The following is a 10,496-nucleotide window of genomic DNA, read 5'->3' as shown; positions in this document are numbered from 1 at the left end:
GTCTCGGTCGTCATCTGGCGTCTCTCCCTTGATCGGTCGATCAGCCGTTAGTTGTACACACCCAATCGCGGAGGCATCAGACTGCGGCGAGCACCTTGGTGATGTTCCACTCGGCCAAGTCGAGCATCCATTGTCGGTCCGGAAAGTCGGTGTCCGCGATACGCAACGGACCCTCGATCAGCGACAACACCTGCGCGTACCGGTAGAGCTCCAGCCTGTCTGGGTCGAGATCGACCGGACGCAGCGCCGGACGCAGCGCCGGATACGCGTCGCCGAAACGCATCTGCAGCCAGGCATGCTCCCATTCGACGTCGAAGTAGGACAACCCCTCGAAGTCGATCATTACCGGTTCGCCGGCCGGTGTGACGAGTACGTGATCTGGTCCGAGCTCACCGTGCACCAGTGCGTATGTCTGTCGTGGCGCCACCTCGCCACGGAGGTGATGCACGTGGGCGGCGATCCTGTGATGCGCATCAGCCAGCCGGGCGTCGCGGGCCGCTGTTGCGTCAAGGTGGCCGAGCGCCCGGTCCACGATGATGTCCTCGGTGCGTCGAGTCTGAGATGCCTCGCCCCGGGTGATGGCCGCGAGCTTGCCGTAGTTTGGGCCGAAGGTGGTGTGCATGCGGCGCAAGGCGTCGCCGAGCGTAGCTAGCGGCGCGGCGGCCGCGGCGCGATCGCGTTCCATTAACGCCTCCAGTCGCAGCGCGCCGGCGTCTTCGAGCAGCGCGATGTCGGCGTCGAGGTAGCGGCCGTCGCGGTCGAGCATGATCAGACGCGGTATGCCCACACCTGCTGCGGTGAGTGCTGCGTGGTTGGTGACGAACAGTTCTGCCCCCGACGCATCGGTGAACGGGTCATCCGGAACCGTTGGCGACGGCGGCCAATAATTCTCGCCCGCTGCCCACACGTACAGAATCACGGTTGTCCGGTCGTCGAGCTCGAGCCGGTAGACGCCCTTCTTGCTGCCGCCGGTCAGTCGGTCCAGCCGGGCGAGCCGGCTGTCGGAGCCGAACTGCTCCGCCACCAATTCATGTACGTCGTCCGCCTGCAGGAACGTCCGTGTCATGGTCGCCTCTCGTCAGGTCGACCGGCCATGTTGCCCGGCAAGGCTCCGCCGCGCAATCGAGTTGCCGCGCGGGACGCCATGACCGCCTGTTCACCGGCCCGGCTTCCTGCCGGGACCCGCTTCCTGGTCCGCCGCGAACGCCCACACCCCGGCGCGCAACTGTCGCTGTTCGACACCATCGAAGGCCGGCGGCACCAGGTCATCGCCACCGACACCCCATCCGGACACGGCAGCGTCCAGTTCCTGGAAGCTCGCCACCGCGCGCACGCCCGCGTCGAGGACCGCATCCGCAATGGCAGGAACACCGGCTTCGGCCGGTTCCCGTCACGACTGTTCGCGATCAACCAGGCCTGGCTGCAACTCGCGCTGACCGGCATCGACCTGCTCGCCTGGACCCAGACCCAGACCCAGACCCAGACCCAGACCCAGACCCAGACCCAGACCCAGGCCCAGGCCCAGGCCCAGGCCCAGACCCTGCTCCTCGACGGCGAGCTGACCCGCGCCGAACCGAAGAAACTGCGCTATCGAGTGCGCCACGTCGCCGCCCGCATCACCCGCACCGGCCGACGAACCCGCCTGGCCATTACCGCTGGCTGGCCATGGACCGAGGCGCTGGTCACCGCTTTCGGTCGACTCGCCATGCTGCCCCACTCAACCGGCTGAACCGATCGCTGCCAGTCCCAACCAGCAACACGGAGGGACCTGGCCCTGGCCCGGCCTTCACCATGCCCACCGGCCAGCGCAGTACCCCAGCAGGCCAGCTCCATCGAACTATATCTATCAATGGAGGTTCGGATGAAGACCGAGGCTAGGATCGCCCCGGAATCCTCCGGGAGGGCAGGAGCGCGGATGCGGGTCGGGATCTCTGGGACGCACGGGACCGGGAAGACGACGCTGGTCGAGGCGCTGTGCGCGCACCTGCCGGGTCACGTCGGGGTGGACGAACCGTACTACCTGCTCGAAGAGCAGGGATACGAGTTCCAGTTGCCGCCGTCGCTGGAGGATTACCGGGCGCTGCTGGCCTGCTCGGTGCGGATCCTGTGCTCGCCGCCGTCGCCGTCGGGGACAATCTTCGACCGGACGCCGTTGGACCACCTCGCATACCTGGCCGCGACCGGCGCGGACCCTGCGGAGGAGGTCGATGGCGCAACCCTCCGCCCGGCGTTCGCGAGCCTCGATCTTCTGGTCATCACGGTGATCACGCCCGAGACGGAGCAGGTTCTGCCCGCAGCGGAGTTGCCCGGCCTTCGTTCGCGAATGAATGACGCGCTGCTGGAGTTGGTCTACGACGACCCGCTGAATGCCTGGGAGGACACACCGGTGCTGGAGCTGAGCGGACCGCTCGACGGTCGGCTGGGCGCGGTCCTCGCCGCCCTGAAGCAGATCCGGCGACAGAGTCCAGGCCGGGTTTAGCGAAAAGGCCGAGGTTCGTGTCCTCGCTGACACCAGCAAACTAGGCTAGCCCCACACCGCCTGGACGAAGTCGTCGAGCCGCCGGCCCGGACCCACGTCGGTTCGAGGACAGGCCGGTGTGGGCGAGGAGGCCGTCGAGCAGGTCGGCGGCGGTACCGGTCCCGGGCGGCGACGAGCTGGCGCATCGCGGCACTGATGTGGGTGGTGAAATGGTCCCCGATCAGCCCTCAGCGGCGGACCGCTGCCCGGGCTGCCTCCGGGGTGTCGGCGGCCAGGGCCGCCTTGGCGATCTGGCGGCACTCGTCCAGGGTGTGCGCGGCCAGGGACTCGCGCACCGCCGGGATGCTGCGGGGCGCCATGGACAGGCTGGTGATGCCCAGCCCAGCCAGTACCAGGGCGAAATCCGGATCCGCGGCGGACTCTCCGCACACGCCGACCGGCTTGCCCGCCTCGACGCCGGCCGCCGCGCAGGAGGCGATGAGCGCGATCAGCGCGGGCTGCCACGGGTCGAGCAGTTCGGCGAGGTCGCCGCACATGCGGTCGGCGGCGAACGTGTACTGGCTGAGATCGTTGGTGCCGATGCTGAGAAAGTCGACGTCGCCCAGCACGTGGCCGGCGCGCAGGGCCGCGGCCGGTACCTCGATCATCACGCCGGCGGTCGGCAGGCCGTGCTCGCGGCAGGACTCGGTGAACGCGGAGGCCTCCGCCGCCGTGGCGACCATCGGCGTCATCACCCAGACCTCGGCGTCCGCCGCCGCGGCCGCCGCCGCGATCGCGGCCAGCTGCGTGGTGAGCACGGCCGGCGCCTGCCGTGCGACCCGCAGACCGCGGATGCCCAACGCCGGGTTGGGTTCATTGGCCAGGCGCAGGAACGGCAGCGGCTTGTCGGCGCCGGCGTCAAGGGTGCGCACGACGACCTTGCGGCCGGGCAGCGCGGCGAAGACCTCGCGGTACGCAGCGACCTGCTCCACGTGTGACGGCGGGTCGCTGCGGTCGAGGTAGAGCAGTTCGGTGCGGAACAGGCCGACGCCTTCAACCTCGCCGGTGAGGTCACGGGCCGAGCCGATGTTGGCCAGCAGCGCGACGGGGTGGCCGTCTGCGGTCCGCCCGGGGCCATGGGAGCGGGCGCGGCGTTCAGTCTCCGCGAGCCGGGCGGCGTTGACGCCGGCTGCCGTCTCGGCGGAGACGCCGGTCACCACGACACCGGTCGAGCCGTCGAGGCTGACCAGCGCGCCGTCGGCCACGTCCAGGATGCCGGCGCAGCGGACCACGGCCGGTATACCGAGCGTTCGGGCCACGATCGCGGTGTGGCTGGTCGGCCCGCCCTCGGCCGTGACCAGGCCCAGCACCAGCGCCGGGTCGAGTCCGGCGGTGTCGGCGGGCGCCAGGTCGCGGGCGATGAGCAGGAACGGGTGGCCCGGCTCCGGAACACCCGGCATCGGCAGCCCCAGGCACGCCGCTACGAGGCGGTCCCGCAGATCGTCGAGGTCGCTGACCCGCTCGGCGAGGTACCCGCCCGCTGCCTCGAAGGCAGCCCGGTGCACGGCGAGGGCGTCGGTGATCGCGTGCGGCGCGTCCGCGCCGCCGTCGATGGCGACGTCGACCGCGTCAACCAACGTCTCGTCCTGCACCATCATGACCTGCGCCCGCAGGACCTCGGCGGCGGTCGGCTCCCGGGCGGCGTCGGCGCGACGGGTCAGGTCGGCGGCGACGGCGAGGATCGCAGCCCGGACGGCCGCCTTCTCGGCCGCAGGATCGACGGTTTCCGGGACGGGCGGCAGGGCGGGTGGCGGGGCCAGCCGGTGGACCGGCCCCGCCGCGCCGCCGGGGCTGGCCCCGATTCCCCGGAGTTCACGCATCGACGGCGTCCAGATCACGTTCGAGGAGGTCGGCCAGGGTGTCGACGGCGTCCTGCGCGCCGTCGCCGTCGGCCTCCAGGGTGACCTCGGTGCCCTTCTTGGCGCCGAGCGACAGCACGGCAAGCATGCTGCGGGCCGGCACGGGATTCTTGTCGCCGGTGCGGATGGTGACTGGTACCGGCTGCTTCGCCGCTTCGGCGACGAACAGCGCCGCAGGGCGGGCGTGCAGCCCGCTGGCGGAGCCGACGACGGCTGTCCTGGTGGGCAACGAATCCTCCTACGGTTCGATCGTCACCTTGATCGCTTCGCCACGGGCCACGATGCCGAAGGCGTCGAGGGCGCGGTCGAGCGGCAGGCGGTGGGTGATGAGGTCGGCGACCGGCACGGAGCCGTCGGCGATGAGCCGCAGCGCCTGCTTGTTGTGCTCGGGGCTGGAGCCGTTGGCGCCGACGATGGTCAGTTCGCGGTAGTGCACGAGGTTGGAGTCCAGGGAGATGACCGGCTTGTCCTTCGGCAGGCCGCCGAAGAAGCTGATTCGGCCCTGCCGCGCGGTCATCTGCACCGCCTGCTCCTGGGCGTTGCCGGCGGCCGTGGCGGTGATGACGACGTCGGCGCCCCGGCCCTCGGTGAGCTTGAGCACCGCGTCGACGACGTCGGTCTCGGCGCCGCAGATCGCCGCGTCCGGCTGGACCAGGTTGGTGGCCAGGTCGAGCCGTTCGCGGTTGAGGTCGACGAGGAAGACCCGGGCCGCGCCGCGCGCCCGGGCCAGGCGGACGTGCAGGCAGCCGATCGGCCCGGAGCCCACGACGACCACGTCGTCGCCCTCCCCGACGTTGGCGAGGTTCTGGCCGTTGAGGACGCAGGCGAGGGGCTCCGCGACGGACGCCTCGGCGAAGCTGAGTCCGTCGGGGATGCGGTTGAGCCCGTCGACGGCGAGGACGTTGTGCGGTACGACCATGTACTCGGCGAACCCGCCGCCGAAGTGGTACCCCATCGACACCTGGTGGGGGCACACGGTCATCCGGCCGCGCCGGCACTCCGCGCACGTGCCGCATGGGATGGCGGCGATGACCTGGACCCGGTCGCCCGGCTGCCAGCCGGTGACGTCGCTGCCGACCTCTACGACCTCGCCAGCGATCTCGTGGCCCATGACCTGCGGCGGCACGATGTGGTGGTGGCCGAAGCGGGAAATCTTCACGTCGGTACCGCAGGTGGAGCAGGCCCGGACGCGGATCTTCAGGTCGGTGGGACCCGGCGTGGGCTCGGGCCCGTCTTCGATGCGAACGTCACCGGGGGCGTGGAATCGGACAACTCTCACGATGGTTCCTCTTCCAAAATGGTCATCACTTCATCGATATTCGTTGAGGTTCGTAGCCGCTCCGCCTGCACCGGGTCCATCAGCACCGAGGCGAGCTGGGCCAGGATGTCCACGTGCCCGTCGCCCGTCGCGGCGATGGCGACGCAGACCCGGACGTCGACGCCGTCCCAGTCGACGCCGGCGGGGAAGCGCAGCACCGCGAGGGCATCGCGCTGGACCGACTCTTTGCTGTTCAGCGTGCCGTGCGGGATGGCGACGCCCTCCCCGATGTACGTGGAGACACTCTGCTCGCGGGCGAGCATCGCGTCCACGTACGCCGGGGCGACCGCGCCGATCTCGACGAGCACCGCACCGCAGCGGCGGATCGCCTCGTCCCGCGATCCGGCCCGCTCGTCGAGCCGGATCGCGTTACGGGCCAGCAGTTCAGCCACTCAGCTCACCACCACGCTGCACCGCGTTGACAAGCCTGGTGACGGCCGGGTCGCCGATGAACACCTGGATCGGCACGATCACCGTGTCGGGCGCACTGACCCGGGCCCGGGCGGCGAGACCCTTGTGGCAGATGACCACGTCGGCGTCCGCCGGGATCGAGTTGACCGGCGTGTGCTCGACGGTCACCGCGTTCCTCCCCAGTTGCCGCCGCAGTTGGCTGGCCAGCATCACGCTGCTGCCCATGCCGGCGTCGCACGCGACGACGACCTTCTTGATCTCGGTGCCGTTGATGGTGGGCATGGCGTTCAGGCCTCCAGCTTCGCCGACTTGTTGATGGCCTCGTCCGGGTTGACGGTCGTCTCCTCGTCGGGGCCGAGGGCGTCCTCGGCGGGTTCGCCACGACCGAAGCCGAGCAGGGCCGAGGCGACCACGAAGGTGACCGCGGCGGCGATGACGACGCCGAGGATGACCCCGACGTAGCCGCCCTTGGGCGTGACCGCCAGGTAGGCGAAGATGCTGCCCGGCGACGGGGTGGCGACCAGGCCCGCACCCGTGATCATGAAGGTGCCGACACCCGCGGCGCCGCCGCAGATCATGGCGAGGATCAGCTTCGGTTTCATCAGCACGTACGGGAAGTAGATCTCGTGGATGCCGCCGAGGAACTGCACGATGATCGCGGCCGGGGCGCTGGGGCGCAGCGCGCGGGGGCCGAAGAGCATGAAGGCGAGCAGCAGGCCGAGGCCGGGGCCGGGGTTGGACTCGATCATGAACAGGATCGACTTGCCCTTGTCGGCCGCCTCGGCTATGCCCAGCGGGCCGAACACGCCGTGGTTGATGGCGTTGTTGAGGAACAGCACCTTCGCGGGTTCGACGAGCACGGAGGTCAGCGGCAGCAGGTCGTTGTCGACGAGCCAGTCGACGCCCGAGCCGGCCTGCTTGGTGAGCCACTCCACCACGGGACCGATGCCGAAGACGCCACCGACGGCCATCGCGCCGCCGATGATGCCGGCGCTGAAGTTGTCGACCAGCATCTCGAAGCCGGGGCGGATCTTGTACGCGACCAGGCCGTCGAACAGCTTGAGGACGTAGGCGGTGAGCGGACCGATGATCATCGCGCCGAGGATCATCGGCACGTCGGCGCCGACCACGAGACCCATGGTCGCCACCGCACCCACGACGGCACCGCGCTGGCCGTGGACCAGCCGGCCGCCGGTGTAGCCGATGAGCACCGGCAGCAGGATGCTGATCATCGGGCCGACCAGTCCGGCAAGGGTCTTGTTGGGGATCCAGCCGGTCGGGATGAACAGCGCGGTGATCAGACCCCAGGCGATGAACGCCCCGATGTTGGGCATGACCATCGCGGCCAGGTGGCCGCCGAGGCGTTGCACCGAGGCTTTGAAGCCCTGGCCTTGTACAAATGGTGTGTAGGAGGTCACGGGGGTATCTCCTTCAGGAGGGGGGCGCGGACGGCAGCAGGGGGAGAAGCTGGTCCGGTTGGGGGTGGATGGTGACGTCGCGGCGGAACAGGTCCGCGGGGCCGGGCATGCGGCTGCCGGGCAGGCTCACCGCGGCGGCGCCCCAGGCCAGGCCCTCAGCGAGTGCGGCGGCACCCCTCGCGCCCGCGGCGAGGAACCCGGCGAGCAACGCGTCTCCGGCGCCGACGGTACTGCGGGGCCGGATGACCGGGCAGGTACCGGTGACGACCCCGTCGGCGTCGACAAGGACGGCGCCGTCGGCGCCGAGGCTGACCACGACGGTGCCGGCCCCCCACACCCTCAGGCGCTGAGCGGCGTCGACCACGTCGCCGAGATTCGCCAGGGAGGTGCCGACCACTTCGGCCAGCTCGTCGCGGTTGGGCTTGAGCAGGGTCGCCCCGGCCAGGGCAGCCTCGCGCAGGGCGGGACCGCTGGTGTCGACGGCGACCCTGACGCCGACGGCGCGCAGCTTCCGGCACAGCTGGGCGTAGGCGTCGGCGGGCAGGCCGGGCGGAACGCTGCCGCACAGCACGACCCAGTCGGCATCGCCAGCGCGGGTGAGCACGCGGTCGGTCACCTCGTCGAGCTCGGCGCGGAACAAGGAAGGGCCGGGCTCGTTGACCTTGGTGACCGTGCCGTCCGGCTCGGCAAGGGTGATGTTGGAACGGGTCCGTCCGGAGATCGGCACCGCGAGGACCTCCACACCCTCCGCCTTGAGTAGGCGGATGAGCTGGTTGCCCTCGTCGCCGCCGGACGGCAGCACCGCCACCGACGGCACCCCGTTGGCCAACAGGGCCCGGGACACGTTGACGCCCTTGCCGCCGGGGTCGAGGTGCGCTGTGGTGGCCCGGATGACCTCGCCCCGGGTGAGCGAGTCGACCTCGACGGCCCGGTCGAGGCTGGGGTTGAGGGTGACAGTGACGATCATGCCCTTCCGGCTTTCATGCTCGTACCACGCGGACGCCCGCGGACTCCAGATCGCCGACCAGGTCGAGGTCGGCACGGCTATCGGTGATGAGCAGGTCGAGGTCGGCCAGTTGAGCGAACCGGGCCAGGTAGTCGTTGCCGATCTTGGTGTGATCGGCGAGCAGCACCGTGCGGCGGGCCGCACGGATCATCGCCCGCTTCACCGCCGCCTCGGCCGGGTCCGGGGTGGTCAAGCCACGCTCGACCGAGATGCCGTTGGTCCCGACGAATGCGACGTCGACGTAGAGGTCCGCCAACGTTCGCAGTGACCAGTCGTCGACGGTCGCGAGGGTTTTCCCGCGGACCCGTCCTCCCAACAGCAGAACATTGAGATTGGCATGGGGGCCGAGGGTCGTGGCGATGACCGGCGAGTTGACCACGACGGTCAGCTCCCGGTCGACCGGCAGCAGTTGGGCCAGTCGGGCGGTGGTGGTGCCGGCATCGAGGATGATCGCGCCCTCTTCGGGCACCTCGTTCAGGGCGAGCTTGGCGATGCGCTCTTTCTCCTCGATGAGCACCGCGTCGCGAGCCGCCAGGGCGGGCTCGAATCCGATCCGTTCGACCGGAATCGCACCACCATGGACACGGCGTAGCACCCCGGCCCGCTCCAGGATGGTGAGGTCGCGCCGGATGGTCTCCGACGTGACATTGAGCTCGTCGGCAAGGCTCGCCACCTCGACCCGGCCCGCGTCCCGGGCGAGGCGAAGGATCTCCTGCTGCCGCTCCTCGGCGTACATAATGTTGTTTCACCGCCGTTTCCTTTTGCTTGTGTTTTGTTTACGCCCGGTTGTGTGGGAAGTCAAGAGATGGGCCACGGAAAACCACACCGGCCAGCCTCGGCAAGCACCCGACCCCGAAGTATCCGCAGCCCGCTCGCAGCCTGAAGGACCTCGCCCTGCCCCACGGTGCCGACGCGGCGCGCCTGGTGCGCTGGCGTACTCGGCTACCCGCACGCGGCCCTGCCCCGGACCAGCCTGCCGGCGAACTGTCCGGACAGTTCCTCGCGCTGCGGGTACGTCCCGCGGGCCGGGTCAACCAACGTGGACCGCAGTGCGGCGACGACGGGGTCCTGCCCGAATGCTGGCTGCTCGTGCAATGGTCTCCCGGCCAGGGCCAGCCCACCGACTACTGGCTGTCCGACCTGCCCGCCGACACACCCTTGACCGAACTCGTCCGCCTGGCCAAGAGCCCCTGGCGCGTCGAGCACGACTACCGCGAACTCAAGACCGCCCTCGGACTCGACCACTTCGAAGTCCGGTCCTGGATCGGCTGGCACCGCCCAGCGATTTGATGTTGGCGAACGAACTGGTCTGGGTCGGATACCGGACGTGCGCGTGGCTGGTGCCCCGGATGACGAAGGTCGCGCCGTTGCTTTCGACGATGTTGGCGCCGCTGACCCGCAGGCCGGTTGTGGCGTACGCCGGCTGGACGGCGACGAGGAGCGAGACGGATGGTCCTTCTTTGCGGGAGTCTGTGACGCGTGGACGGTCTGCGGGTGCCGGGCGGACGTGGTGCTGATTAGCAAAACCGGTTAAGCAGCCGCCACCTTACGAGCGCGTGTCCGAATCGTCAAGCGCTCACGCTAGGTAGGGCGGCTGTCAGTGCCCCGTTAACTCCTTCTTGACACGCTTCCGGTCGCCCCATACGGTGCTTCCACTTACCCGGTTCAGGAAGCGGTCCGGTGTGCTCCTCGACATCGGAGCGACCGGCGGGGGTGAAGGTGACGCCCTCCTGGGCGCGGCGCGCCGCGACGTCCGTGCCCGGGACGGGCCGCCATCGACGTCGGGCGTTACCCCCGTGGGTTACCACCCGTAGGCGACGGTGCCCTAGGCCGTGTTTCGTATCGGAACCTGTCAAGTCAACTGAGACATTTTCTTGATTTTGTTCAGCTTTGTGCTGCTGGTCGGTTGGGCACGGGCGGGGCGGTGGTCTGTTCGGGGTCGCTGTTGTCGGGTTTGTTGATCCAT

General features: G+C 69.7%; 10 protein-coding genes and 2 pseudogenes. 3 read left to right on the top strand and 9 right to left on the bottom strand.

Features of this window, described 5'->3' with window-relative positions; translation table 11 throughout:
• Positions 1-76: 76 nt before the first annotated feature.
• Positions 77-1,066 carry a phosphotransferase family protein gene (locus V6U90_RS31425; RefSeq protein WP_334444463.1) on the bottom strand — a complete coding sequence of 330 codons (990 nt, stop codon included), beginning with the start codon at positions 1,064-1,066 and terminating at the stop codon, positions 77-79.
• 105 nt (positions 1,067-1,171) lie between these two features.
• Here V6U90_RS31425 and V6U90_RS31420 point away from each other — a divergent pair.
• Positions 1,172-1,729, top strand: a pseudogene (locus V6U90_RS31420) (hypothetical protein); the annotation flags it as partial.
• A 186-nt stretch (positions 1,730-1,915) separates the two neighbouring features.
• Complete coding sequence (locus V6U90_RS31415; protein WP_334444461.1) at positions 1,916-2,479, top strand: AAA family ATPase; 564 nt, start codon at positions 1,916-1,918, stop codon at positions 2,477-2,479.
• A 227-nt stretch (positions 2,480-2,706) separates the two neighbouring features.
• Here V6U90_RS31415 and ptsP read toward each other — a convergent pair whose 3' ends face one another.
• The 8 genes from ptsP to V6U90_RS31375 are packed head-to-tail and all read right to left on the bottom strand — an operon-like array spanning position 2,707 to position 9,266.
• A complete protein-coding gene (ptsP, locus tag V6U90_RS31410) occupies positions 2,707-4,338 on the bottom strand; it encodes a phosphoenolpyruvate--protein phosphotransferase (protein WP_334444459.1) in 1,632 nt (543 codons plus the stop codon).
• On the bottom strand, positions 4,331-4,606 hold the full coding sequence (locus tag V6U90_RS31405; RefSeq protein ID WP_334444457.1) for an HPr family phosphocarrier protein: 276 nt from the start codon (positions 4,604-4,606) through the stop codon (positions 4,331-4,333). The genes ptsP and V6U90_RS31405 overlap by 8 nt, the downstream gene beginning before the upstream one ends.
• Before the next feature lie 9 nt (positions 4,607-4,615).
• The gene (locus V6U90_RS31400; RefSeq protein ID WP_334444455.1) at positions 4,616-5,656 is read right to left on the bottom strand and encodes a zinc-dependent dehydrogenase; all 1,041 of its coding nucleotides are present in this window, start codon (positions 5,654-5,656) and stop codon (positions 4,616-4,618) included.
• Complete coding sequence (locus tag V6U90_RS31395) at positions 5,653-6,087, bottom strand: PTS sugar transporter subunit IIA (protein ID WP_334444453.1); 435 nt, start codon at positions 6,085-6,087, stop codon at positions 5,653-5,655. Before V6U90_RS31395 ends, V6U90_RS31400 begins: the two co-directional genes overlap by 4 nt.
• Entirely contained in the window at positions 6,080-6,388 is a 309-nt protein-coding gene (locus tag V6U90_RS31390) for a PTS lactose transporter subunit IIB (protein WP_334444451.1), read from the bottom strand. Before V6U90_RS31390 ends, V6U90_RS31395 begins: the two co-directional genes overlap by 8 nt.
• 5 nt (positions 6,389-6,393) lie before the next feature.
• Positions 6,394-7,524 (bottom strand): PTS mannitol transporter subunit IICB, encoded by a 1,131-nt coding sequence (locus tag V6U90_RS31385; protein WP_334444449.1) that lies wholly within the window; start codon positions 7,522-7,524, stop codon positions 6,394-6,396.
• 13 nt (positions 7,525-7,537) lie between these two features.
• Positions 7,538-8,491 carry a 1-phosphofructokinase gene (gene pfkB, locus V6U90_RS31380; RefSeq protein WP_334444447.1) on the bottom strand — a complete coding sequence of 318 codons (954 nt, stop codon included), beginning with the start codon at positions 8,489-8,491 and terminating at the stop codon, positions 7,538-7,540.
• A gap of 13 nt (positions 8,492-8,504) precedes the next feature.
• Positions 8,505-9,266, bottom strand: coding sequence for a DeoR/GlpR family DNA-binding transcription regulator (locus V6U90_RS31375; RefSeq protein ID WP_334444445.1), 762 nt, complete (start codon positions 9,264-9,266; stop codon positions 8,505-8,507).
• Between the two features lie 92 nt (positions 9,267-9,358).
• On the opposite strand from V6U90_RS31375, the pseudogene V6U90_RS34095 reads away from it, so the two are divergent.
• Positions 9,359-9,808, top strand: a pseudogene (locus V6U90_RS34095) (IS701 family transposase); the annotation flags it as partial.
• Between the last annotated feature and the right edge of the window lie 688 nt (positions 9,809-10,496).

It is taken from the genome of Micromonospora sp. CPCC 206060 (assembly GCF_036906895.1).
Lineage (GTDB): Bacteria > Actinomycetota > Actinomycetes > Mycobacteriales > Micromonosporaceae > Micromonospora.
The sequence above is the reverse complement of the archived record's forward strand: the minus strand, read 5'-3'. Positions and strand labels throughout refer to the sequence as shown.